The sequence below is a fragment of the Streptomyces sp. NPDC050263 genome, assembly GCF_040655955.1.
Classification (GTDB): Bacteria; Actinomycetota; Actinomycetes; order Streptomycetales; family Streptomycetaceae; genus Streptomyces.
In genome coordinates, this window is the sequence record NZ_JBFAKW010000005.1 from 132922 (window position 1) to 156968 (window position 24047).

The window sequence follows — 24047 nt, forward strand, 5'->3', positions numbered from 1 at the left end:
AGGGCCCCCTACGTCCCGCACAAAGGCGTGCGGAACACGGACAGCGCCTGCCCAACAGTCCCCGACCGGACGACCGGGCAGGCGCCGTCGCATGTCCGCCCGCCTGTGTCCGCCTGCGCCTGCCGGTCTACGGCACCCGGTACGTCTCCCCGTACATCTGCCACTGGAGCGGCGGCTGAAGTTCCAGGTTGCCGTCGCGCAGGAAGCGGCGCTGGGTCGTGTCGACGCGGGAGGTGTCGATCCCCGGGTGCCGGGTCAGCATCGCGCTGCGTCGGGCGTCGAGGAAGGCGCCGAGATAGGAGGCCTCGTCGCCGCCCTGGGCGGGGGTGCGGGCCTGCCGCATCGCCCGCGCGCGGATGCCGTCGAAGCTGGTCGGGCCCGTGCCGGGGCCGTGGAAGACCAGGGCGTCGTAGTAGACGAACTGGCCCAGCGCGCCCAGGCCGTCGGACCGGCCGCGGCCGACCGCCGGGTTGAAGTAGACGTGGTCGCGCTCCTTGTCCTGGGCGGCGCGGAAGGCGGGCACGGCGGACTCGGTCCGCCAGGCGGCCGGGAAACCGGGGTCCAGGCCCGCGTGCGAGTCGGTGCCGTCGACGCGGCGCAGGGCCGGGAGATAGCGGGCGAGGGCGTTGCCCGGGTGGTCGCGGGTGTAGCGCTCGACCAGGGTGAGCAGATCGTGGGTGCCGGTGCAGAAACCGATCAGCCCCGCCGTGTACCCCTGGCCGTCGCCGATGTCCTCGACGTAGGCGTACGCGCTGCGCCAGTTCAGGGTCCCGTTCTCGGCGCTGGCCACGATCTGCTGGGCCAGTTCCTTCTGCCCCGGGGCGGCGAGGCCCGGCGGGGTGGCCCGGACCTCGCTCGTCGCCGGGACGCCGGTGGTCGGCTGGGCGGGCCGGGCGGGAGTGAAGAGGCACGCCGTCGAGGCGACGGCGGCGCAGACCAGGACGGCGGCACGTTTCATGCCGCACACCCTAAGGCTGGAATGTCGTGTTCCTTGTCATTCCATCCTAATTAGCTGACAAACGAACAAATAGGCGAACGAAACGGCGTGCGCGGGTGGGTGTGGGAGGCTGTCGGCCATGGTCGCGATCAGTCTCACCAAGGTCCAGGAGACCGCACCCGCGCTGGTCGACTTGTACAAGAGCGCCGGGGTGTCCCTCACGAAACACGGTCTCGACGGGCAGCGGGCCGCCGTCTATCTCGTCGTCGACTACTCGGGGTCGATGAAGCCGTTCTACCAGGACGGCAGTGTCCAGGCGCTCGCCGACCGGGTGCTGGGGCTGTCCGCGCATCTCGACGACGACGGCCGGGTGCCGGTCGTCTTCTTCTCCACCGACGTCGACGCCGTCACCGACATCGCCCTCGCCGACCATCAGGGGCGGGTGGACCGCATCGTGGCCGGGCTCGGACACATGGGCAAGACCAGCTACCACCTCGCCATGGACGCCGTCATCGACCACTACCTGGACAGCGGCTCGCGCGAGCCCGCGCTCGTCGTCTTCCAGACCGACGGCGGCCCCATCAACAAGCTCGCCGCGGAACGCTACCTCTGCAAGGCGTCCAGGCTGCCGCTGTTCTGGCAGTTCATCGGCTTCGGCGACCGGGGCAGCAAGCAGTTCGACTTCCTGCGCAAGCTCGACGAACTGCCCGTGCCGGCGAAGCGGGCGGTCGACAACGCCGGCTTCTTCCACGCCGGTCCGGATCCGGCGAAGGTGTCGGACGCGGAACTGTACGACCGGCTGGTGGGGGAGTTCCCGAAGTGGCTGGCGGCGGCGCGGGCGCAGGGGATCACCCGATGAGCGTCCTGCTGCCCGCCGCCGACCGCGCGGCCGTGGCCTGGAAGAACGGCGGCGGGGTGACCCGTGGTCTCGCCGCCTCCCCGGCGGGGGCCGGCACGGCCGACTTCGCCTGGCGCGTCAGCCTCGCCGAGGTCGCGGCGGACGGGCCGTTCTCCGCGTTCCCCGAGGTGGAACGGACCCTCACGCTGGTCGAGGGCGCGGGCATGGACCTGACCGTGGGCGGGCGGCGGCGGCTCGTGGACACCCGGTACGTGCCCCAGGACTTCCCCGGCGACGCGCCCACCGACTGCCGGCTGCTCGACGGGCCCGTCGTCAACCTCAACGTGATGTGGCGCAGGGGCGGTCCGGCCCCGACCGTCGCCGTCGTACGCGGCAGGCTCGCCCTGCGGGCGGCGCACGCCCTGATCGTCGCCCTCGAGGAAGGCACGGACGTCGATGTGGACGGGGGCGAGGGCGGCGGCGGGGTGCGGCTCGCCCGCCATGACGCCGTCCTGCTGAGCGGGGAGAACGCACTGCTGCACGCGCCCGGACCGGCAGCGGTCGTCGGTCTTAGGCCATAACGGCGATCTCCGCTGTCGGCACCGTTGGCTCAGCGGGGTCGCCGTGCCACCCTGAGGATGATCCGACGGGGAGGACCACGAGGTATGAGCGACGGTGCGCAAGCGGCGAACTACGCTGCGGACGGCGGGAGTTCAAGACGGCGGGGCGAGCCGGGCAAAGGGGAGAAGGTCGCCGACTGGGCCGACAGCCGACTGGGGCTGTACACGGTGGCCAAGGCCAACCTGCGCAAGGTGTTCCCGGACCACTGGTCCTTCATGCTGGGAGAGATCTGCCTCTACAGCTTCCTGGTCCTGATCCTCACCGGCGTCTACCTCACCCTGTTCTTCGAGGCGAGCAGCGCCGAGGTCGTCTACGACGGCTCCTACGTCCCGCTCCAGGGCATCACGATGACGCGGGCGTACGAGTCGACGCTGCACATCAGCTTCGACGTGCGCGGCGGGCTGCTGATCCGGCAGATCCACCACTGGGCGGCGCTGGTCTTCGTCACCGGCATGCTCGTGCACATGATGCGGGTGTTCTTCACCGGCGCGTTCCGCAAGCCGCGCGAGGTCAACTGGCTGTTCGGCTGGACCCTGCTGTTCCTCGGCATCCTCACCGGCCTGACCGGCTACTCGCTCCCCGACGACCTGCTCTCCGGCACCGGCGTCCGGTTCGCCGACGGCGCGATCCTGTCCATCCCGATCGTCGGGACGTACCTCTCGTTCTTCCTCTTCGGAGGGGAGTTCCCGGGGCACGACATCATCGCGCGGTTCTTCCCGATCCATGTGCTGCTGCTGCCGGGGATCATGCTGGGGCTCGTCGTCGCCCACCTCATCCTGGTGTTCTTCCACAAGCACACCCAGTACCCAGGGCCCGGACGCGACCAGAAGAGCGTGGTCGGCATGCCCTTCATGCCGGTCTACATGGCGAAGGCGGGCGGGTTCTTCTTCCTGGTCTTCGGCGTGCTGGCGGTGATGGGCGGCATCGCCAGCATCAACCCCGTGTGGGCCTTCGGGCCCTATCGGCCGGACCTGGTCACCACCGGCGCACAACCGGACTGGTACCTCGGTTTCTCCGAAGGCCTGATCCGGGTGATGCCGGGATGGGAGATCAACGCCTGGGGCCACACCCTGGCACCGGGCGTCCTCATCCCGTTCTCGCTGTTCCCGCTGATCCTGCTCGCCATCGGCCTCTATCCGTTCATCGAGGCCTGGATCACCGGAGACAAGCGGGAACACCACATCCTCGACCGGCCGCGCAACGCGCCCGTGCGCACCGGCCTCGGCGTGGCCTGGCTCACCCTGTACGCGGTGCTGCTCATCGGCGGCGGCAACGACATCGTGGCCACGCATCTGCATCTGTCCATCAACGCGATCACCTGGTTCGTACGGGTCTCCGTGTTCGTCGCCCCCGTCGTCGCCTTCATGGTGACCAAGCGGATCTGCCTGGGACTCCAGCTCCGGGACCGGGACAAGGTCCTGCACGGCCGCGAGACGGGGACCGTCAAGCGCCTTCCGCACGGCGAGTACGTCGAGGTCCACGAGCCCCTGGACCAGGCTCAGCTGTTCACCCTCACCCAGCACGAGCAGGAGCCGCCGTACGCGATCGGCCCGCTCGTCGACCACAACGGCGTGCGCCGGCCGGTCACCGCCTCGCAGCGGGTGCGGGCGCGGCTGGCGCGGGCCATGTTCGGCCAGAACACGCACGTCCCGAAGCCGACGCCCGAGGAGTACCGCGAACTCACCGGCGGGTCCGGGCATTCGGGAGGACATGGGCACTGAGGACCCGTTCCGCGAAGCGCTCGCCGATCCGCCGGTGGGTGGCCGCGTCCGGGTGCAGGCCGTCGGGGAGCGGGAGCTCGGCGGCGTCGGGCTCGCCGTAGAGGTCGCGGCCGTCGACGTAGTGCAGGTTCGGGTCGTCGGCCGCGCGCTGGGCCACGATCCGGGCCAGTTCGGCGCGGATGACGCGCAGGGTCAGCTTCCCGTGCGCGACCTCGGCCCGGTCGCCCATGGGCTGGAACCACAGCCGGCCCTCGGCGACGGCGGTGAAGTCGAGGGCGGTCGGGCCGGGCGTCTCCTCGTGCATCGGGCACAGGATCGGCGAGACGACCAGCAGGGGCACGGTCGGATGGCCCTCGCGGACGGTGTCGAGGAAGCCGTGGACGGCCGGCCCGAACGCCCGCAGCCGCATCAGATCGGTGTTGACGAGGTTGATGCCGAGCTTGACGCTGATCAGATCGGCCGGGGTGTCCCGCAGCGCCCGGGCGGTGAACGGGTCGAGCAGGGCGCTGCCGCCCAGGCCCAGGTTGATCAGCTCCACCCCGCCGAGCGAGGCGGCGAGCGCGGGCCAGACGGCCGTGGGGAGCACGGCGTCCGAGCCGTGGCTGATCGAGCTGCCGTGATGCAGCCACACCGGGCGCTCGCTGGGCGGGGCGGGTGCGACGGGGGCGTCGGTGCGCAGGGCGACCAGCTCGGTGGTCTCGTTGTGCGGGAGCCAGATCTCGATGTCCTTGACGCCCTCGGGCAGATCGGTGAAGCGGACGGCGCCGGGCTCTCCGGCCCGGAACTCGGTGGTGCCCGCGGCCAGGTCGATCGTCACCGTGCGGCCGTCGCCCGTCACGCTTCCCCGGCCGGCCGGGCGGCCGTCCACGAGCAACTCGTACACGCCGTCCGGCCTGGGCGGCGCGCCCACGTAGATCCGCCGGGTGGGCAGCGCCGTCAGCTCGACGGAGGTGGCGGCGGAGCGGAAGACCAGCCGCACCCCCGACGGCTGGGACTCGGCCATCGCGAGCTGCGGGTCGGCGCACTGGGCACGCGCGTGTGCGGGCAGCCGGTGCGGCAGCACACCGTGCTCGGTGCGCTCCAGGTCGAGCGCGCCGCGCAGCAGCTCGGCGGTGACGGGTGTGGTGATCCAGTCGGGCTCGTTCGCGCGGCTCGCGGGGTTCGCGGGGCTCATGCCGCGGGCCAGTTGCGCAGCAGGGCGTCCAGGGCGTCCAGGACCCGGGTCCAGGTCTCGTCCGTGTCGGGGGCGCTGTGGCTGAAGCCGCCGCCCAGCTCCAGACCGACGTACCCGTGGAAGACGCTCCCCAGCAGGCGGACCGCGTGGGTGCGGTCCGGTTCCGTCAGGTCGTAGCCGCGCAGGATCGCCCGGGTCATCTGCGCGTGCCGCCCGCCCGCGCTCGCGGCGGCCGTCTCCGGGTCCAGTCTGAGCTGGGCGGCGGCGTAGCGGCCGGGGTGCTCGTGGGCGTAGTCGCGGTAGACGTTCGCCAGCGCCGTCAGGGCGTCCTTGCCGGCCCGCCCCGCCAGCGCCTCGGCGGCCCGGTCGGCCAGCTCCTCCAGGGCGAGCAGGGCGATCCGGGTCCTCAGGTCGTCCGAGTTCTTCACGTGCGAGTACAGGCTCGCGACCTTGACGTCGAACCGTCTGGCGAGCGCCGAGACGGTCACCTGGTCGAAGCCGACCTCGTCGGCCAGCTCCGCGCCCGCCCGGACCAGGCGTTCCGTGCTCAGCCCTACGCGCCCCATGCCGTCGCCCTTTCATCGGCCTTCGTAAGTCTCATCGGCCTTCGTCAGACCTCATCGGCCTAAGTTCATTATGCGTTTGCCTAAAAGCTTTAGGCAAATTAGCCTCACCCACATGAAGCCGCTGACCGAGCAAGAGATCCGCGCCGCCTTCGTGAACTGCACGAAGGGCGAGGCCAAGCGCCTGTCCGTGCCGCGCGACCTGGCCGAGCGCCCCTGGGACGACCTGGACTACCTCGGCTGGCGCGACCCCCAGGCCCCCGACCGCGCCTACCTCGTCGCCGAGCTGGACGGCGGCCTGAAGGCGCTCGCCCTACGCGCCTCGCCGGGCGCGGTCGGGCAGTCCCGGCGCAGCATGTGCACGATGTGCCTCACCACCCACTCCGGCGGCGTCTCGCTGCTGGTCGCGCCGAAGGCCGGGCGGGCCGGCCAGCAGGGCAACTCGGTGGGCGCCTACATCTGCAGCGATCTCGCCTGCTCGCTGTATGTGCGGGGCAAGCGGGACGCGGGCATCGGGGCCCGGCTGCACGAGACGATCACGCTGGAGGAGAAGATCGCGAGGACCGTGGCCAACCTCGCCGCCTTCATCGCCAAGGTGACCGCCTGACCGCCCGACCGCCCGACTGTCCGACCGTCATGGGCGAGCGGCGAGCACGGCGGCTCTGCACTGCGCCGGTGTGCCCCACGCCGTGCGCAGGGCGCGGGCCTTGGTCAGCCACAGCGACAGGTCGTACTCCGCCGTGTAGCCGATCGCGCCGTGCAGCTGGAGCGCGGTGCGGGCGGCCCTGTACGCCGCCTCGCAGGCGCTCGCCTTCGCCGCGGCGACATCCGCCGCGCTCATCGTGACGGCGGCCCCGAGAACCAGCGGCCGGGCGAACTCCAACGCGATCTTCGCATCGGCCAGCCGGTGCTTCACGGCCTGGAACGAGCCGACGGGCGCCCCGAACTGGGTGCGCTGCCCGACGTACGCCACCGTCCGGTCGAGCAGCGCCAGTCCGACGCCGAGGGCCTGCGCGGCGGTCGCCAGCCGAGCCCAGAGCAGGGCCTGCGGCACGGGCGGGGCGGCGGCGAGGAGTTCCCCGCCCGGCGCGAGCCGGGTGAGCCGCCGCGCGGGATCCAGGGAAGGCCGCACGGCGTCGTGGCCGGGGGCGAGGCGCAGACCGTCGGCGGCCAGCGACAGCCGTACGTCCGCCGCGTCGCCGTCCGGCGCGTACGACCCCTCGTACGCCACCGTCGCCATCGACTCGCCCGAGGCCAGCGCGGGCAGCAGCCGCTTGGCCGGACCCGGTTCCCGGAGCAGGGCCGCCGCCGTCACCGTCTCCACCAGTGGCCCCGGCACCGCGTGCCGCCCCAGCTCGACGAAGGCCACGGCGAGTTCCACCGGGCGCGGCCCGAGACCCTCGTACGCCTCCGGCACCGCCAGCGCGAACACTCCGGCATCGGCGATCCGGGACCACAGGGCACGCCCGCGCGCGTGCTCGCCCCGGCTCCACTCCCGGATCACCCCCGGCGTGTCGGCGGCCGTCAGCAGGGCGTTCAGGGAGTCCGCGAACGCCCGTTGCTCGGTGTCGAGGAGAAAACGCATCAGCGGCGCCCCTTCGGCAGGCCGAGCAGGCGCTCGGCGACGATGTCGCGCTGGATCTCGTTCGTCCCCGCGTAGATCGGCCCGGCGAGCGCGAACACATACCCCTCGGCCCAGTCGGTGTCGCCCGTCTCGCCTTCCTCGCCGAGCAGATCGAGCGCCGTCTCGTGCAGCGCGATGTCCAGTTCCGACCAGAACACCTTGTTCAGGCTCGACTCCGGGCCGAGCCGGTCCCCCGCCAGGAAGCGGGACGCCGCCGCATGCGTGAACAGCTGGTGGGCGCGCGCCCGGACGAGCACGTCGGCGACCCGGTCCGCCGTCGCGGCGGGACTGCCCTGCGCCTGCCAGAGGGCGTGCAGCCGGTCGGCGGCGGCGAGGAAACGGCCGGGGGAGCGCAGGGTGAGGCCGCGTTCGTTGGCCGCCGTGGACATCGCGATCCGCCAGCCCTCGCCGGGCTCCCCGATCACGTCCTCGTCCGGCACGAACACCCCGTCCAGGAACAGCTCGGCGAAGGCCGGCTTCCCGTCCAGCCGGCCGATCGGGCGGACCGTGACGCCCGGGGCGCGCAGGTCGAACATCACGTAGGTCAGCCCCTGGTGGGGCTTCGGGGCCTGCGGATCGCTGCGGAACAGACCGAAGGCGCGGTCGGCGAAGGCCGCGCGGGAGGACCAGGTCTTCTGGCCGCTCAGCAGCCAGCCGCCGTCCGCGCGCACGGCTCTCGAACCGAGCGCCGCCAGATCCGAACCCGCCTCCGGCTCCGACCAGGCCTGCGCCCAGACCACCTCGCCGGCCGCCATCGACGGCAGCACGCGCGCGCGTTGCTCGCGCGTGCCGTGGTCGAGGAGGGTGGGCGCGAGAAGGCTGATCCCGTTCTGGTTGACGCGTCCGGGTGCGCCGGCCGCCCAGTACTCCTCCTCGAAGAGCAGCCACCGGACCAGCCCCGAGTCCCGGCCGCCGTACTGCGCCGGCCAGTTCACCGCCGACCAGCGGTCCGCGGCCAGTTCGGCCTCCCACGCGCGGTGCGCGGCGAAGCCCTCCGCCGTCTCCAGGGACGGCAGGGGAGTGCGCGGCACATGCGCGGCGAGCCAGGCGCGGGCCGCGGCGCGGAAGGCGTCGTCCTCCTGCGTGACGGCGAGATCCATACGACCCGTCCCTCTCCTTCTGCTCGCCTGCGCTTCTCCGGCACTTCTTCCCTAACAAGTGTTTGGTAGGTTAGCGTGGAGCCATGACAGGCGTCGAGAGTCCGGAGAGTCCGGCATACGTACCCGGACACGGGCTGCTGAAGGGCCGCACCGCCGTCGTCACCGCGGCGGCCGGCGCGGGCATCGGCGGAGCGACCGCGCGCCGCTTCCTGGAAGAGGGCGCGCGCGTGCTGATCAGCGACGCCCACACCCGGCGGCTCAAGGCCTACGAGGCCGAACTGGCCGAGGAGTTCGGCGCGGCGGCCGTGGCGGCGCTGCCCTGTGACGTCACCGACGAGAGCCAGGTACGGGCGCTGTTCGAAGCGGCCGTCACCGCACACGGGCGGCTGGACGTCGTCGTCAACAACGCGGGCCTCGGCGGGACCTCACCGCTCGTGGACATGACCGACGAACAGTGGTCGCGGGTCCTGGACGTCACGCTGAACGGAACCTTCCGCTGCACCAGAGCCGCCCTGCGGCTGATGCGGGAGGCCGGCGGGGGAGGCGTCATCGTCAACAACGCCTCCGTCGTCGGCTGGCGCGCCCAGGCCGGACAGGCGCACTACGCCGCCGCGAAGGCGGGCGTGATGGCGCTGACCCGGTGCGCGGCCGTGGAGGCGGCCGAGTACGGGGTACGGGTCAACGCCGTCTCGCCGAGCCTGGCCATGCACCCGCACCTGGTCAAGGTCACCACCCCCGAGCTGCTGGCGGAGCTCACCGCGCGCGAGGCCTTCGGCAGGTACGCCGAACCCTGGGAGGTCGCCAACGTGATCGTGTTCCTGGCGTCGGGCTACTCCTCGTACATGACCGGCGAGGCCGTCTCCGTCAGCAGCCAGCACGCGTAGGGCGACAGACGACAATGGACGCGTGCCGACCAAGAAGAAGCCCCAGGTGACCGCCGCGCCGGCCCGACGCGGCGAGCTGTTGAACACCGCCGCCGAGGTATTCGCCGAGCAGGGCTACAACGCCACCACCGTGCGCAAGATCGCCGACCACGCGGGCATGCTCGCGGGCAGCCTCTACTACCACTTCGACTCCAAGGAATCGATGCTGGAAGAGATCCTGCGCACCTTCCTCGACGAACTCTGGGACGGCTACGACACCGTCCTGGACGCCGGGAGCGGCCCCCGCGAGACGCTGGAGGCACTGGTCACCGAGTCGTTCCGGGAGATCGACCGGCACCGCGCCGCCGTCGCGATCTACCAGAAGGAGAGCAAGCAGTTGGTCGCGCAGGAACGGTTCGCGTTCCTCGCCGACTCGCAGCGCAGATTCGAGAAGGCGTGGCTGTCCACGCTGGAACGCGGGGTCGAGGAACAGGTCTTCCGATCCGACCTCGACGTCCGCCTCACCTACCGGTTCGTCCGTGACACGGTGTGGGTCGCCGCGTCCTGGTACCGGCCCGGCGGACAGCACAGCCCGGAGGAGATCGCCCGGCAGTACCTGTCGATGGTGCTGGACGGGATCGCCGTACGCACATAACCCACTGTTCACCGGTACTCGTTGGGGAGTCGCCATGGCCGAGGCCTATATCGTCGAAGCGGTCCGTACGCCCGTGGGGCGGCGCGGGGGAGGGCTGTCCGAGGTGCATCCGGCCGACCTCGGGGCGCATGTCCTCAAGGAACTGGTCGCGCGCTCCGGCATCGACCCGGCGGCCGTCGAGGACGTCGTCTTCGGTTGCCTCGACGCGGTCGGACCGCAGGCCGGTGACATCGCGCGCACCTGCTGGCTGGCCGCCGGGCTGCCCGAGGAGGTGCCGGGCGTGACCGTGGACCGGCAGTGCGGCTCCTCGCAGCAGGCCGTGCACTTCGCCGCCCAGGGCGTGCTGTCCGGGACGCAGGACCTGGTGGTCGCGGGCGGCGTGCAGAACATGTCGCAGATCCCCATCGCCTACGCCACCCGCCAGGCCGCCGAGCCGCTCGGCTTCACCCAGGGGCCCTTCGCGGGCAGCGAGGGCTGGCGCGCACGGTACGGGAACCGGCCCGTCAACCAGTTCGCCGGGGCCGAGATGATCGCCGCCAAGTGGGGCGTCAGCAGGCAGGACCAGGAGGAGTTCGCCCTGCGCTCGCACCGGCGGGCGGTGCGCGCGATCGACGAGGGCCGCTTCGCGCGGGAGACCGTCGCCTACGGGCCGGTGACCGCCGACGAGGGGCCGCGCCGGGACACCACCCTGGAGAAGATGGCCGCGCTGAAGCCCGTCATCGACGGCGGGACCGTCACCGCCGCCTGCTCCTCGCAGGTCTCCGACGGCGCGGCCGCGCTGCTGCTCGCCTCCGAGCGGGCGGTGCGCGAGCACGGGCTGACGCCACGCGCGCGCGTGCACCACCTCTCCGTACGCGGCGAGGACCCCATCCGCATGCTGACGGCCCCGATCCCGGCCACCGCGCACGCCCTGAAGAAGACCGGGCTGTCCATGGACGACATCGACCTCGTCGAGATCAACGAGGCCTTCGCGCCCGTCGTCCTGGCCTGGCTGAAGGAGACCGGCGCCGACCCGGAGAAGGTCAACGTCAACGGCGGCGCGATCGCCCTCGGCCACCCCCTGGGCGCGACGGGAGCGAAGCTGATGACGACCTTGCTGCACGAACTGGAGCGCACGGGCGGCCGGTACGGGTTGCAAACGATGTGCGAGGGCGGCGGTCAGGCGAACGTGACGATCATCGAGAGGCTGTGAAGGCGGGTGTGACGGTCATCGAGAGGCGGTGAGCCGGTCTTTGACCTGCTCCGCCTCCTTCATGATCCGCTCCACCAGTTCCGCACAGGACGGCAGGTCGTCGAGCACCCCGGCGACCTGCCCGGAGGCCATGACGCCGAGGTCCGTGCGGCCGTCCACCATCGCCGATCTCAGCAGCATCGGGGTGTTGGCGGCGAGCAGGACCTGGCTCCAGGACAGCTCCTTGCCGTGGCGCAGCGCCAGGCCCTCGCGGACCAGCTGGGGCCAGGTGAGGCCGGACAGCCTGCGGAAGCCGGCCGCGTGGCGCAGGGCCCGGAAGAGGGTTCTGGTGCGGCCGGCGGCCTCCAGGTCGGCCACCAGGGGCGTGCGCAGCATGCGGTGCGGCAGGCCGTCCACCGCCCGGGTGACCGTGACGTCCCGGACCGTCGCCGCCAGATAGCGGGCCTTCACCGCGTCCGGCACCGTCGAGTCCGACGTCAGCAGGAACCGCGTGCCCATCGCGACGCCCGCCGCCCCGTACGCCAGCGCCGCCACCAGCCCCCGTCCGTCGAAGAAGCCGCCCGCCGCGACGACCGGGATGTCCACGGCGTCCACCACCTGCGGCAGCAGTACCGTCGTCGCCACCTCCCCGGTGTGGCCGCCGCCCTCGCCGCCCTGCACGATCACCGCGTCCGCACCCCACGCGGCGACCTTCTCGGCATGCCGGCGGGCCCCGATGGAGGGGATGACGACGACCCCCGCCTCCTTGAGCTCGGCGATCAGCTCCGGGGAGGGCGCGAGGGCGAAGGACGCGACCCGCACCCCCTCGTCGAGGATGATCCGCACCCGGTCCCCGGCGTCCGCCGCGTCGGCCCGCAGGTTGACCCCGAACGGCGCGCCCGTCCGGGACTTCACCTCGCGCACCGCCGACCGCAGCTGGTCGAGGGTCATCGTGGCGGAGGCCAGGACGCCCAGCGCCCCCGCGTTCGCCGTCGCCGACACCAGGCGCGGGCCCGCCACCCAGCCCATCCCGGTCTGCACGATCGGATGGCGGACCCCGACCAGTCGGGTCAGTGGCGTGTCCATCAGGCGGGGACCTCCCGGGAACGGGCGCCCGCGGGGTCGAGGACCTCGCGGATCAGCCGCAGCTCCTCGGCGGTGGGCTCACGGGTCGCCGGCACCTCGTCCGGGACCCTCAGCGCGAAGCCGGTCGCCTCCCTGACCTCCTCCGGCGTGACGCCCGGATGCAGCGAGGCCGGCCGCATCGAGCGGTCGGGCGTGGCGAAGTCGAAGACGCCCAGGTCGGACACGACCCGCGGGATGCGGTGGAAGCGGGCGCCGGCCGCACGGTCGTAGCCCACCCCGCACACCATGTCGACCTTCTCGACGAACACCCGCCGGGAGTGCCGCGGTATCCAGTAACTCGTCGGATTGTTGAGGGTGTTGACCGGTGCTCCGCGCACCCCGAGCAGCTGCCGCGTCGGCCTCGCCCAGTCGCCGATGCAGGAGATGTTCTGGTTGCCGTACCGGTCGATCTGGCTCGCGCCCATCATCACGTGCCGCCGCCCGCCGGTGACCAGCGCCAGGTGCTGCCGGTAGGGCAGCCAGCCCTCGGAAGTGCCGTCCGGACGGACGATCAGCGCCTCGCCGTCGGTGAGCAGGAGGTCCGGCGCGAAGGTGAGCCGCGCGAGGCGGGCCCCCACGGACGGGATCAGGCCCATCGGGCTGGCCACGATCTCACCCGCACCGCGCCAGGCCTCGGCGCAGGCGATCACGCAGTACTCCGCGCGCGTGATCGCCGTCAAGGGCTGTGTCATGAGTCCTCCCCGACCGCCGACCGGTAGGCCTGTTCGTCCCCCGCGAGATACCGGGCCGCGAACTCTGGCCAGGGCGTGGTCGCGTACCGCTTCTGGAACGCCTCGTCCCGGCCGTAGTCGGGCGCGCAGGACGTGAAGTGCGCCCCGTTCGGGGCCTCGACGACACCCGTCACCACATGCCGCTTGAGAAGCAGCGACTGCGGGGCCGCCTCCTTCGTCAACTCGGCCGTGTCGACGACCCGTTCGCACGACACGTACGCCGTGTCCGCCGCCTCGCAGAACAGGTCGTCGAAGTACGGGTCCGGGCCCAGGTACTGCCCGTTGCCCAGCCGGTCGGCCCGGTTGACGTGCACCAGCGCCGCGTCGAGGCGCAGCGCGGGCATCGCGACGAACGTCTCCTGGTCGTCGTACGGCGAAGTCACCGTCCGCAGGCCGGGGTTGACCCGCATCACGTCCGAGCCGAGGCCAGCCCGCACCGGCAGGAAGGGCAGCCGGTTCGCGGCCGCCCGAAGCCCCCACATGAACATCGCCTCGTCGATCTCCATCAGCTCGAACGCACCGCGCTCACGGGCCGCGCGGTAGTGCGGTTCCAGCGGGATCGAGTCGAGGGTGACGAAGGCGGCGACCAGCTTGCGGATCCGTCCGGCCGCCGCCAGCATGCCGACGTCCGGGCCGCCGTACGACACCACCGTCAGGTCGGTGACCTCCGACCGCAGCAGCGCCCGCACCAGGGCCATCGGCTTACGGCGCGAGCCCCAGCCGCCGATGCCGAGGGTCATGCCGCTCTCCAGCCGGGAGACCGCCTCCTCGGCGGTCATCGTCTTGTCACTCACGCCCACGCCCCTCCTTCTCCTTGCCGAAGGTGTCCCGGACCCGGTCGGCGACCCCGCCGACGCTCGCCTCGTAGGTGAAGCCCTGCTCGAAGCGGTAGCTGCGGCGCACGTCGACCGGGTCGATGCCGTTGAGGGCCGCCTTGGCCAGCCGTAGCAGCTCGCCGTCCTTCGCGGCGATCTCGCCGGCCAACTCCAGGGCGGCCGCGTGCAGTTCGCCCGGGGGCACCACCCGCCACACCGAGCCGTGCGTGTGCAGCTCGGCCGCGGTGACGGTGCGCGAGGTGTAGTACAGGGCGCGCAGCAGATGCTGGGGGACCAGGCGGGAGAGGTGCGTGGCCGCGCCGAGCGCGCCGCGGTCCAGCTCGGGAAGCCCGAACACGGCGTCCTCGCTGGCCACGATCACGTCCGCGTTTCCGACGAGTCCGATGCCCCCGCCCAGACAGAAGCCGTGCACGGCCGCGACCACCGGTACCTCGCACTCGTACACCGCCGCGAACGCCTCGAAGCAGCCGCGGTTGGCCCCGATGAGCGCGCCCGCGCCCCGCGCCTGTATCTCCTTGATGTCCACGCCCGCGTTGAACCCCCGCCCCTGGGCGGTCAGCACCACGCACCGGGTCTCCGGATCGCGGCCGGCCGCGCGCACGGCGTCGGCCAGCGCGAACCAACCGCTCACCGGCAGCGCGTTGACGGGCGGGAAGTCGACCGTCAGTACCGCGATTCCATTTTTTTCCGGCCCCTTTTCCGGGGACGAGGTGGAGACAGTCATGGAAGCATCAGCTACCTTTCCACCAAACGTTTGTTAGGTGGAAAGGTAGCAGCGAATGGAGCTGGACGGGAAGGTCGCCGTCGTCACCGGCGGCACCCGCGGAGTGGGCGCAGGCATCGCGCGCTCCTTCGCGCGCGCCGGCGCGGAGGTGATCGTCGTCGCGCGCCGACCGCCCGAAGTCCCGCTGCCCAGGACCGGGTTCATGGCGCTGGACGTACGCGACTGCGACGCCGTACGGGAGTTCTTCGCCGGGCTGCCCCGACTCGACGTCCTCGTCAACAACGCGGGCGGCGCTCCCTACCGGCCGCTCGCCCAGGCCGACGCCGAGCGCCACGCGCGCGTGATCGAGCTCAACCTGCTCGCCCCGCTGACCGTCTCCCTCGCCGCCCACGAGCACCTCAGACGGGCCCGGGGCTCGGTCGTGATGATCGGCAGCGTCAGCGGCAGCCGCCCGTCACCCGGCTCGGCGGCCTACGGAGCCGCCAAGGCCGGTCTGGAGAACCTCGCCCGCTCGATGGCCGTCGAGTGGGCGCCCGAGGTGCGGGTCAACACGCTCGTCGTCGGCATGGTCCACACCGAACTGGCCCATCTCCACTACGGCGGCGCCGAGGGCGTCGAGGCCGTCGCGCGAACCGTCCCGCTCGGCCGGCTCGCCCAGCCCGCCGACGTGGGCGCGGCAGCCGTCTTCCTCGCCTCCGACGCGTCCGCGTACATCAGCGGGGCGAGCCTGCTCGTGCACGGCGGCGGGGAACGGCCCGCGTTCCTCGACGCCGCGACCGCCAACAACAAGAACGCCGACCACAAGAACGCCGACAACAACAAGAACGCCGACCACAAGAACGCCGACAACAACAAGAACGCCGACAACAACAAGAACGCCGACCACAAGAAGGAGTGAAGTGAGCGGAATCTGCGCAGGCCGGGTCGTCGTCGTCACCGGCGCGGGCCGCGGCCTCGGACGCGCGCACGCCCTCGCGTACGCGGCGGAGGGCGCACGGCTCGTCGTCAACGACCTCGGCGTCGGACTCGACGGCACCCCCGACCCCGACAGCCCGGCCGCCCAGGTCGTGGCGGAGATCCGCGCGGCAGGCGGCGAAGCGGTCGCGCACGGCGGCGACATCGCCACGCCCGAGGGCGCCGCGTCCCTCGTCACGACCGCCCTGGAGACCTACGGCCGGCTCGACACCCTCGTCAACAACGCCGGCTTCCTGCGCGACCGCATGCTCGTCAACCTCGCCGAGGACGACTGGGACGCCGTCGTACGCGTCCACCTCAAGGGCCACTTCCTCACCCTCAGACACGCCGCCGCACACTGGCGCGCCGAAGCCAAGGCAGGCCGCACACCGGTCGCCCGCATCGTCAACACCAGCAGCGGCGCGGGACTCCTCGGCTCGGTCGGCCAGGGCAACTACAGCGCCGCGAAGGCCGGGATCGTCGGCCTGACGCTCGTCGCGGCCGCGGAACTCGCCCGCTACGGAGTCCAGGTCAACGCGATCGCCCCGGCCGCCCGCACCCGCATGACGGAACAGACCTTCGCCGCGACCATGACAGCCCCCGAGACCGGCTTCGACGCCATGGCCCCCGAGAACGTCTCCCCCCTGGTCGTCTGGCTCGGCTCAGCGGCGAGCGAGGGCGTGACCGGCAGGATCTTCGAGACAGAGGCAGGCCGGATCACGGTCATGGAGGGCTGGCGGCCAGGCCCCACAACAGACAAGGGCGCAAGGTGGACCCCGTCGGAGGCAGGAGAAACAGCACTGAAGCTACTGGGCCAAGCGGAAACGCCAGGACACGTATACGGAGCGTAGCGGGACACCCCCTGGAGGCGCGGGGCCGCGACCCTCACGTATCGCACTCCAACACCGTCCGACACAACGCACACCGAGCCCGCACCCGCCCCCGCACCGGCACCCGGACCCGCTGATGACAGGTAGGGCAGGGGAACGAGACCCGCAGACGCCCCCCGCCATCGGGGGTGAAGACATAGGGCACCCCAGGCTGCTGCGGCGCAGCCGCATGCCGCCGATCCCGCGCATACCGCCGCCGCCCCGCCCACCCCGCCCCCGTCAACGGAGGCTGCTCCCCGTCCTCCCGGGCCCGCGCCCGCCCCTTCACATACGACGTGTACGCCTGCGGACTGGTGAACCACACCGACGGATCCTCACCGAAGACCGACGCCCGCTTCGCCAGCACATACCCGAACTCCTCCGGCGTCAGATACCCCAGCTTCTGCGACGACGCCGCGTCCTCCCGGTACGCGTCCAGCAGCAGCCAGCCCGCCCCCAGATACGTCGTCGCCGTGTCCGTCAGGATCTCGTTGTCCCGCGTGCCCGGGAACGACAGCCCCACCCGATGCAGATACACATGCATGATCTCGTGCGCCAGCGCCGCGCCGATGTCCCGCCGATGCGTCCGGAAACGATCGTTCAGCTCCACGAAGTACTCCGGCCCCGCGGTCAGCTCCACATTCGCCGCATGCTCCATCTCCCGGAACGCGACGATCATCCGCGCATCCGGCAGCCGATAGTGCCGCACCAGCTCACGCGCCACCCGCTGCGCCCCCAGATGCAGATCGTCGGTGTCGCAGAACGCCACGTCCGCCGGGGCCACACTCGCCGCGAACTGGTGGATCGTGTCGTACGACAACCGCCTGTACAACGCCGTCACAGCCGCCCGCACCGTCTCCAGGTGCGGGTAACCGTGCTCGACCGGACCGCCGTTCGCCACGTCCGCACCCCCAAGACGCCGTGCACCCAGTACACCCGGTTCCACTGTACGAGGACCCGGCGCACTAGGCTGAACGCCCATGACCACCAGCAACACCCCCGGACCCGCAGACGTCGACCCCGCCGTCCGCGAGGAGCTCGCCCGGCTGCGCGACAGCATCGACAACATCGACGCGGCCGTCGTCCACATGCTCGCCGAACGCTTCAAGGCCACCCAGCAGGTCGGCCACCTCAAGGCCCGCCACCAGCTGCCGCCCGCCGACCAGGCCCGCGAGGCCAGCCAGATCGCCCGGCTGCGCAGCCTCGCCGAGAACGCCAAGCTCGACCCCGCCTTCGCCGAGAAGTTCCTCAACTTCATCATCGCCGAGGTCATCCGCCACCACGAGCGCATCGCCGAGGACACCGTCAACGGCTCCGCCCCCGCAACCGGCTGACCTGCGAGCCACCCCCCGCCCCACCGGTCGACCCGCAGCGGCGCTCCGGCACGGGAACGGACATAGCGCGCGTACCGATCCGCCCCTGTGCCCGAGCAGCGGTATCAGGCAGCATGTCGTGCATGTCCGTACTGACGCGCGACGAAGCGCAGAACCGTGCCAAGCTCCTCGACGTTCACCGCTACACCATCGAGCTCGATGTGACGACCGGCGACGAGACCTTCGAGTCCCTCACCGTCATCCGGTTCGCCGCGCGTACGGGCGGAGACACCTTCGTCGAGGTCAGGCCCGCCGAACTGCACTCCGTCACCCTCGACGGCGAGCCCCTCGACCCGGCGACCCTGGACGACAACCGGCTCCCCCTGAACAACCTCACCGCCGGCGACCACGAACTGCGCGTCCGGGCCCGCATGCGCTACTCCCGCACCGGCGAGGGCATGCACCGCTTCACCGACCCCACCGACGACGAGACCTACCTCTACACCCAGCTCTTCATGGACGACGTCCAGCGCGTCTTCGCCGCCTTCGACCAGCCCGACCTCAAAGCCGTCTTCGAGGTCACCGTCAAGGCCCCCGAAACCTGGACCGTCCTCGCCAACGGCATCACCGAACACCTCGGCGAAGGCCGCTGGCAGGCCGCCCCCACCCCCCTCATCTCCACCTACCTCGTCGCCGTCGCCGCCGGCCCCTGGCACTCCGTGCGCACCGAACACCGCGGACTCCCCTTCGGCATCCACTGCCGCCGCTCCCTCGCCCCCCACCTCGACGCCGACGCCGACGAACTCCTCGACATCACCCGGCAGTGCTACGACCGCTACCACGAGAAGTTCGCCGAGCCCTACCCCTTCGACTCCTACGACCAGGCCTTCGTCCCCGAGTTCAACGCCGGCGCCATGGAGAACCCCGGCCTCGTCACCTTCCGCGACGAGTTCGTCTACCGCTCCGCCGTCACCGACACCGAACGCCAGACCCGCGCCATGGTCATCGCCCACGAGATGGCCCACATGTGGTTCGGCGACCTCGTCACCCTCCAGTGGTGGGACGACATCTGGCTCAACGAGTCCTTCGCCGAGTACATGGGCTACCAGACCCTCACCGAAGCCACCCGCTTCACCGACACCTGGACCGACTTCGGAGTCGTCCGCAAAGCCTGGGGCTACGACGCCGACCAACGCCCCTCCACCCACCCCGTCGCCCCCGAGAACGTCGACGACACCGCCGCCGCCCTCCTCAACTTCGACGGCATCTCCTACGCCAAGGGCGCCTCCGCACTACGACAACTGGTCACCTGGCTCGGCGAGGACGACTTCCTCGCCGGCATCAACACCCACTTCACCCGCCACAAGTTCGCCAACGCCACCCTCGCCGACTTCATCGACTCCCTCGCCGCCCACACCGACCGCGACGTCCATGCCTGGGCCGACGCCTGGCTGCGCACCACCGGCGTCGACACCCTCACCCCCACCGTCAGCGGCGTCAACGGCGACCGCACCCTCACCGTCGAACACCACGGCAGCCGCCCCCACCGCATCGCCGTCGGCCTCTACGACCTCGACCTCGCCGACGAAGCCCGCCACCTCACCCTGCGCCGCCGCCTCGAAGTCGACATCCCGCACAGCACACCCCAGCCCATCGGCAAACGCCCCGCCCTGCTCCTCCTCAACGACCAGGACCTCACCTACACCAAGATCCGCTTCGACCCCGAATCCTTCGAGACCATCCGCACCAACCTCTCCGGCCTGCCCGACCCGCTCACCCGCGCCGTCGTCTGGAACGCCCTGCGCGACGCCGTCCGCGACGGCGAACTCGCCCCCACCGCCTACCTCGAAGCGGCCCGCGCCCACCTCCCGCAGGAAACCGACCTCGCCCTCGTCCAAGGCGTCCTCGCCTTCGCCTCCGGCCAGGCCGCCGACCGCTACCTCACCCCCGACCGCCGCCCCGCCGCCCTCGCCACCCTCACCGCCCTGTGCCGCGACCTCATCCGCCGCACCGAGGACGGCGACCACCCCGGCCTGCGCCTCATCGCCGTACGCCACTACATCGACGTCGCCGCCCACCCCGAGACCATCGCCGCCTGGCTCGCCGACGGCACCGTCCCCGGCGGACCCGAACTCGACCCCGACCTGCGCTGGCGCGTCCTCGCCCGACTCGCCGTCCTCGGCGCCACCGACGAAGCCGCCATCGCGGCCGAACTCGCCCGCGACCCCTCCGCCACCGGCCGCGAAGGCGCCGCCCGCTGCCGCGCCGCCCTCCCCGACCCGGACGCCAAGCACACCGCCTGGGCCGCCATGTTCGACCACGACGACCTCTCCAACTACCTCTTCACCGCCACCGCCCAAGGCTTCTGGCAACCCGAACAGGCCGACCTCGTACGCGAATACGTCCCCCGCTTCTACAAGGACGCCGTCGCCGTCGCCGCCCGCCGCGGCCCCGCCATCGCCGACGCCGCCGGACGCTGGGCCTTCCCCGCCCACGCCGTCGACCCCGACACCCTCCGCCTCGGCCAGGAATGCCTCGCCGACGCCGACGTCGACCCCATCCCGGCCCTGCGCCGCAAACTCGTCGACCAACTCGACGACCTCGCACGGGTGTTGAAAGTCCGCTCCGCACACGACTCCGCACACGACCCCGCACACCAGGCGTAACCCCCGCACCAGCAGCGATCGGTACCCCCTTTCGGGTACCGATCGCTGCTGTTTTCGGGCGTGTCTCCACAACGGCGTACAAGCTGGAAACCCCCTCCGCCCCGCGCCCGCCCGGAGCCGCCCATGAGCACCCCACCGCTCGCCTCAGGCACCGAAGGCACCGGCGCCCTACGGCCGTTGCTCGACACCGTCCTCGCCGCACTCGACACCGGCCGCACCGCCCGCGGCGGACCACTCCCCGCCGGCGGCCCGGCAGCCGTCGCCGCCCGCCTACGCGAAGCGACCGGCGACGTATTCCCCGACCACGGCGACCCCACCGCCCTCGCCACCCTCGTCCACGCCCTCGCCGAAGGCGCCGCCGACCCCGCCCACCCCCACTGCGCCGCCCACCTCCACTGCCCGCCCCTCGCCGTCGCCACCGCAGCCGACCTCGCCATCTCCACCCTCAACCCGTCCCTCGACTCCTGGGACCAGTCCCCAGCCGCCTCCGAACTCGAGACACTGGTCACGCGGGTACTCGCCACAGAGATCTACGGGCGAGCACCCGACGGGGATGCGCCGGACGGGGATGCGCCGGACGGGGATGCGCCGGACGGGGATGCGCCGGACGGGAATGCACCCGACGAGGATGCGCCCGACGGCCTGGGCGCCGGAGGTCTGGGCTCGGATGGCCTGGGCTCCCGCAGTCGGGGGGCCGGCAGTCCGGGGTCTGGCGGCTCAGGCTCCTGCAGTCCGGGGTCCGGCGGCCTCGGCTCCCGCAGCCCGCACTCCCGCCGTGAGGGGTCCGGTAGTGCGGGGTCTGGCGGCCTCGGGCCGAGCGGCCTTGGTCCCGGTGGCCTCGGTTCCGGTGGTGTGGAGCCCGGCAGCCGCCAGGGCGGCGGCCCGAGGTCCGGCGGCACGGAGTCCGGCGGCACGGAGTCCGGCGGCACGGAGTCCGGTGGTCCGAGGGCCGCCGAACTCCGGGTCGGCAGCCCCCGGACCGGCAGCGCGTCCAGCAGGCGGACGCCGGGTCGGTCCACGCCCGCCCGGATCGGCGACGCCATCATCACCACCGGCGGTACCGAAGCCAACCAACTCGCCCTCCTCCTCGCCCGCGAAGCACACGGACGCGATCTACGGCTCGTCTGCGGCGCCAACGCCCACCACTCGCTGCCCCGCGCCGCCTGGCTCCTCGGCCTCCCCGAACCCCTCGTCATCCCCACCCCCACCGGCACCCTCGACCCCACCGCCCTCGCCGCCGCCCTCCCCGACGGCCCCGTCCTCGTCGCCGCCACCGCCGGCACCACCGACGCCGGACTCATCGACCCCCTCCCCGAGATCGCCGCCGTCTGCGCCACCCACCACGCCCGCCTCCACATCGACGCCGCCTACGGAGGCGGCCTGCTCTTCAGCAACCGGCACCGCACCAAACTCACCGGCCTCGACACCGCCCACACCCTCACCCTCGACCTGCACAAACTCGGCTGGCAGCCCATCGCCGCCGGACTCCTCGCCGTCCGCGACCCCCACGACCTCGACCCCCTCCACCACCACGCCGACTACCTCAACGCAGACGACGACACCGAAGCCGGCCTCCCCGACCTCCTCGGCCGCTCCCTGCGCACCACCCGCCGCCCCGACACCCTCAAAATCGCCGTCACCCTCAAAACCCTCGGCCGCACCGGACTCGCCGCCCTCATCGACCAAGTCTGCGAACAAGCCCAGGAGTTCGCCCGGACCATCCGAGACCACCCCCGCCTCGAACTCCACTCCCCGCCCACCATCAGCACCGTCCTCTTCCGCCCCGCAGGCGCCACCGACGACACCGTGGCCGAGATACGCCGCCGCCTCCTCACCGACGGCCACGCCGTCCTCGGCCGCGCCCACCTCGACGGCCGGCTCTGGCTCAAGACCACCCTCCTCAACCCCCACACCCGGCCCGAAGACCTCACCGCCCTCCTGCGACTGGTGGAAGGACACACCCCCGCATGAACACGCCCCCACACCCCGACCACCCCACCACCCCCCACGACACCGACACCCCCCGCGACCTCGTCGGCATCGGCATCGGCCCCAGCAACCTCTCCCTCGCCGCCCTCGCCCACCCCCTCGCCGAACTCGACGCCGTCTTCTACGAACAACGCCCCCGCTTCGACTGGCACCCCGGCCTCCTCATCGACGGCGCCCGCATCCAGGTCCCCTTCCTCGCCGACCTCGTCACCCTCGCCGACCCCACCAGCCCCTGGACCTTCCTCAACTACCTCAAGACCCACCAACGCCTCTACCCCTTCTACTTCGCCGAGCGCTTCCACATCCAACGCGCCGAATACGACACCTACTGCCGCTGGGTCGCCGACAACCTCCCCGGACTCCACTTCCGCCACCAGGTGGACGCCGTCCGCTGGAACCCCGAACACGACGTCTTCGAAGTCGACTTCACCCACCTCGACGCCGACGGCGAAGCCGAAGCCCTCGGCCGCACCCACACCAGAAACATCGTCCTCGGCATCGGCACCGAGCCCTACGTCCCCGACCCCCTACGCCCCCTCGTCGACGCCCCCGGCGTCCCCGTCGTCCACGCCACCGACTACCTCGCCCACCGCGACACCCTCCTCACCGCCGGCCACGTCACCGTCGTCGGCTCAGGACAATCCGGCGCCGAAGTCTTCCTCGACCTCCTCCGCAACCGCCCCACCGGCCGCGAACAACTCCACTGGATCGGCCGCACCGACGCGTTCGCCCCCATGGAGTACTCCAAACTCGGCCTCGAACACTTCACCCCCGACTACACCCGCTACTTCCACGCCCTCCCCGAAGGCGTCCGCGACCGCCTCGTCACCACCCAATGGCGACTCCACAAAGGCATCGACGCCGACACCCTCGCCGCCATCCACGACGAGCTATACCGCCGCACCCTGAACGGCGGCTGGCCCGACACCGTCCTCACCCCCGGCGTCCGCGTCCGCACCGCAGGCCGCATCGCCACCACCAAAATCGAACTTCACCTCGAACACATCCAGCAGAACACCCGCACCCGCCTCACCACCGACGCCGTCGTCCTCGCCACCGGCCACCGCGAACGCCCCCTCGACCGCATCCTCGCCGGCCTCGACCCCTACATCCGCCGCGACAACAGCGAACGCCCCCGCGTCGACCAACACTTCCGCCTCGTCCTCGACCCCTCCGTCACCGCCACCGGCTGCAACATCTACGTCCAGAACGCCGAACGCCACACCCACGGCGTAGGAGCCCCCGACCTCGGCCTCGCCGCCTGGCGCAGCGCCACCATCCTCAACACCCTCACCGACAAAGAGACCTACCCCCTCCCCACCCGAACCGCCTTCACCACCTTCGGACTCGAACAACAACCCCGAGTCCCACCCGCCCGACAAGCCCCACCCACCCTCACCCCCCTCGTCGACCGACGCTAGTGCCGCGGCAGGCAACGTTCGCCCCGTCGCGGCGTCCGGTGCGCACTCTCGCCGCACCGGCCGAAAGCCCAAGTACGTCCAGTACGAGGACTTCCGGCCGGCACGCCGAGAGCGGCAGCTCCGGCTTCGCCCCGATCCACCAGCTCAGCGAC

23 protein-coding genes and 1 pseudogene are annotated in these 24047 nt (G+C 71.8%); 14 read left to right on the forward strand and 10 right to left on the reverse strand.

All coding sequences use genetic code 11. The annotated features are described in order from the left end of the window. Nucleotides 1–127 precede the first annotated feature (127 nt). Complete coding sequence (locus AB0J04_RS03805; RefSeq protein ID WP_363166754.1) at nt 128–958, reverse strand: chitosanase; 831 nt, start codon at nt 956–958, stop codon at nt 128–130. A gap of 118 nt (nt 959–1076) precedes the next feature. Here AB0J04_RS03805 and AB0J04_RS03810 point away from each other — a divergent pair, with 118 nt between their 5' ends. The 3 genes from AB0J04_RS03810 (at nt 1077) to AB0J04_RS03820 (ending at nt 4117) form a co-directional block, all read left to right on the forward strand. Then, the gene (locus AB0J04_RS03810; protein WP_363166755.1) at nt 1077–1796 is read left to right on the forward strand and encodes a VWA domain-containing protein; all 720 of its coding nucleotides are present in this window, start codon (nt 1077–1079) and stop codon (nt 1794–1796) included. Then, on the forward strand, nt 1793–2356 hold the full coding sequence (locus AB0J04_RS03815) for a HutD family protein (RefSeq protein ID WP_363166756.1): 564 nt from the start codon (nt 1793–1795) through the stop codon (nt 2354–2356). The genes AB0J04_RS03810 and AB0J04_RS03815 overlap by 4 nt, the downstream gene beginning before the upstream one ends. A gap of 84 nt (nt 2357–2440) precedes the next feature. After that, on the forward strand, nt 2441–4117 hold the full coding sequence (locus AB0J04_RS03820) for a cytochrome bc complex cytochrome b subunit (RefSeq protein WP_363166757.1): 1677 nt from the start codon (nt 2441–2443) through the stop codon (nt 4115–4117). On the opposite strand, the gene AB0J04_RS03825 is transcribed toward AB0J04_RS03820, so the two are convergent. Then, nucleotides 4077–5291 (reverse strand): GDSL-type esterase/lipase family protein, encoded by a 1215-nt coding sequence (locus AB0J04_RS03825; protein WP_363166758.1) that lies wholly within the window; start codon nt 5289–5291, stop codon nt 4077–4079. The two genes, AB0J04_RS03820 and AB0J04_RS03825, sit on opposite strands and share 41 nt — an antisense overlap. Further along, complete coding sequence (locus tag AB0J04_RS03830; protein ID WP_363166759.1) at nt 5288–5857, reverse strand: WHG domain-containing protein; 570 nt, start codon at nt 5855–5857, stop codon at nt 5288–5290. The genes AB0J04_RS03825 and AB0J04_RS03830 overlap by 4 nt, the downstream gene beginning before the upstream one ends. A 112-nt stretch (nt 5858–5969) precedes the next feature. Between AB0J04_RS03830 and AB0J04_RS03835 the strand changes: the two genes are divergently transcribed. Continuing rightward, nucleotides 5970–6461, forward strand: coding sequence for an FBP domain-containing protein (locus AB0J04_RS03835; protein ID WP_363166760.1), 492 nt, complete (start codon nt 5970–5972; stop codon nt 6459–6461). A gap of 27 nt (nt 6462–6488) precedes the next feature. On the opposite strand, the gene AB0J04_RS03840 is transcribed toward AB0J04_RS03835, so the two are convergent. Together AB0J04_RS03840 and AB0J04_RS03845 are read right to left on the reverse strand one after the other, a co-directional pair. Continuing rightward, on the reverse strand, nt 6489–7439 hold the full coding sequence (locus AB0J04_RS03840; RefSeq protein ID WP_363166761.1) for an acyl-CoA dehydrogenase family protein: 951 nt from the start codon (nt 7437–7439) through the stop codon (nt 6489–6491). Continuing rightward, a complete protein-coding gene (locus tag AB0J04_RS03845) occupies nt 7439–8578 on the reverse strand; it encodes an acyl-CoA dehydrogenase family protein (RefSeq protein ID WP_363166762.1) in 1140 nt (379 codons plus the stop codon). Before AB0J04_RS03845 ends, AB0J04_RS03840 begins: the two co-directional genes overlap by 1 nt. A gap of 83 nt (nt 8579–8661) precedes the next feature. On the opposite strand from AB0J04_RS03845, the gene AB0J04_RS03850 reads away from it, so the two are divergent. Genes AB0J04_RS03850 through AB0J04_RS03860 form a run of 3 tightly spaced genes read left to right on the forward strand, consistent with a single transcriptional unit; the run spans nt 8662 to nt 11288 of the window. Then, the gene (locus tag AB0J04_RS03850) at nt 8662–9462 is read left to right on the forward strand and encodes an SDR family oxidoreductase (protein WP_363166763.1); all 801 of its coding nucleotides are present in this window, start codon (nt 8662–8664) and stop codon (nt 9460–9462) included. A gap of 22 nt (nt 9463–9484) precedes the next feature. Continuing rightward, on the forward strand, nt 9485–10096 hold the full coding sequence (locus AB0J04_RS03855; RefSeq protein WP_363166764.1) for a TetR/AcrR family transcriptional regulator: 612 nt from the start codon (nt 9485–9487) through the stop codon (nt 10094–10096). Between the two features lie 34 nt (nt 10097–10130). Then, nucleotides 10131–11288, forward strand: coding sequence for an acetyl-CoA C-acetyltransferase (locus AB0J04_RS03860; protein WP_363166765.1), 1158 nt, complete (start codon nt 10131–10133; stop codon nt 11286–11288). A gap of 15 nt (nt 11289–11303) precedes the next feature. Here AB0J04_RS03860 and AB0J04_RS03865 read toward each other — a convergent pair whose 3' ends face one another. Genes AB0J04_RS03865 through AB0J04_RS03880 form a run of 4 tightly spaced genes read right to left on the reverse strand, consistent with a single transcriptional unit; the run spans nt 11304 to nt 14683 of the window. Next, on the reverse strand, nt 11304–12353 hold the full coding sequence (locus AB0J04_RS03865; RefSeq protein WP_363166766.1) for a nitronate monooxygenase: 1050 nt from the start codon (nt 12351–12353) through the stop codon (nt 11304–11306). Beyond that, on the reverse strand, nt 12353–13084 hold the full coding sequence (locus AB0J04_RS03870) for a CoA-transferase (protein ID WP_363166767.1): 732 nt from the start codon (nt 13082–13084) through the stop codon (nt 12353–12355). The genes AB0J04_RS03865 and AB0J04_RS03870 overlap by 1 nt, the downstream gene beginning before the upstream one ends. After that, on the reverse strand, nt 13081–13917 hold the full coding sequence (locus tag AB0J04_RS03875; protein ID WP_363166768.1) for a CoA-transferase: 837 nt from the start codon (nt 13915–13917) through the stop codon (nt 13081–13083). Before AB0J04_RS03875 ends, AB0J04_RS03870 begins: the two co-directional genes overlap by 4 nt. Continuing rightward, nucleotides 13910–14683 (reverse strand): enoyl-CoA hydratase family protein, encoded by a 774-nt coding sequence (locus AB0J04_RS03880; RefSeq protein ID WP_363166769.1) that lies wholly within the window; start codon nt 14681–14683, stop codon nt 13910–13912. Before AB0J04_RS03880 ends, AB0J04_RS03875 begins: the two co-directional genes overlap by 8 nt. 55 nt (nt 14684–14738) lie before the next feature. Between AB0J04_RS03880 and AB0J04_RS03885 the strand changes: the two genes are divergently transcribed. Both AB0J04_RS03885 and AB0J04_RS03890 read left to right on the forward strand, forming a co-directional pair. Next, nucleotides 14739–15581 (forward strand): SDR family oxidoreductase, encoded by an 843-nt coding sequence (locus tag AB0J04_RS03885; RefSeq protein WP_363166770.1) that lies wholly within the window; start codon nt 14739–14741, stop codon nt 15579–15581. Between the two features lies 1 nt (nt 15582). Then, nucleotides 15583–16488 (forward strand): SDR family oxidoreductase, encoded by a 906-nt coding sequence (locus AB0J04_RS03890; protein WP_363166771.1) that lies wholly within the window; start codon nt 15583–15585, stop codon nt 16486–16488. A 34-nt stretch (nt 16489–16522) separates the two neighbouring features. On the opposite strand, the gene AB0J04_RS03895 is transcribed toward AB0J04_RS03890, so the two are convergent. Continuing rightward, the gene (locus tag AB0J04_RS03895) at nt 16523–17407 is read right to left on the reverse strand and encodes a hypothetical protein (RefSeq protein WP_363166772.1); all 885 of its coding nucleotides are present in this window, start codon (nt 17405–17407) and stop codon (nt 16523–16525) included. 79 nt (nt 17408–17486) lie between these two features. Between AB0J04_RS03895 and AB0J04_RS03900 the strand changes: the two genes are divergently transcribed. The 5 genes and pseudogenes from AB0J04_RS03900 to AB0J04_RS03920 all read left to right on the forward strand — a co-directional run bounded on the left by AB0J04_RS03900 (nt 17487) and on the right by AB0J04_RS03920 (nt 23895). After that, nucleotides 17487–17840 (forward strand): chorismate mutase, encoded by a 354-nt coding sequence (locus AB0J04_RS03900; protein WP_363166773.1) that lies wholly within the window; start codon nt 17487–17489, stop codon nt 17838–17840. Between the two features lie 122 nt (nt 17841–17962). Beyond that, nucleotides 17963–20485: an aminopeptidase N gene (pepN, locus tag AB0J04_RS03905; RefSeq protein WP_363166774.1), complete on the forward strand. Its 2523-nt coding sequence runs from the start codon at nt 17963–17965 to the stop codon at nt 20483–20485. A 123-nt stretch (nt 20486–20608) separates the two neighbouring features. Beyond that, nucleotides 20609–21016, forward strand: a pseudogene (locus tag AB0J04_RS03910) (aspartate aminotransferase family protein); the annotation flags it as partial. Between the two features lie 111 nt (nt 21017–21127). Continuing rightward, entirely contained in the window at nt 21128–22456 is a 1329-nt protein-coding gene (locus AB0J04_RS03915) for an aminotransferase class V-fold PLP-dependent enzyme (RefSeq protein ID WP_363166780.1), read from the forward strand. Beyond that, entirely contained in the window at nt 22453–23895 is a 1443-nt protein-coding gene (locus AB0J04_RS03920; protein WP_363166775.1) for a SidA/IucD/PvdA family monooxygenase, read from the forward strand. Before AB0J04_RS03915 ends, AB0J04_RS03920 begins: the two co-directional genes overlap by 4 nt. Nucleotides 23896–24047: the final 152 nt, after the last annotated feature.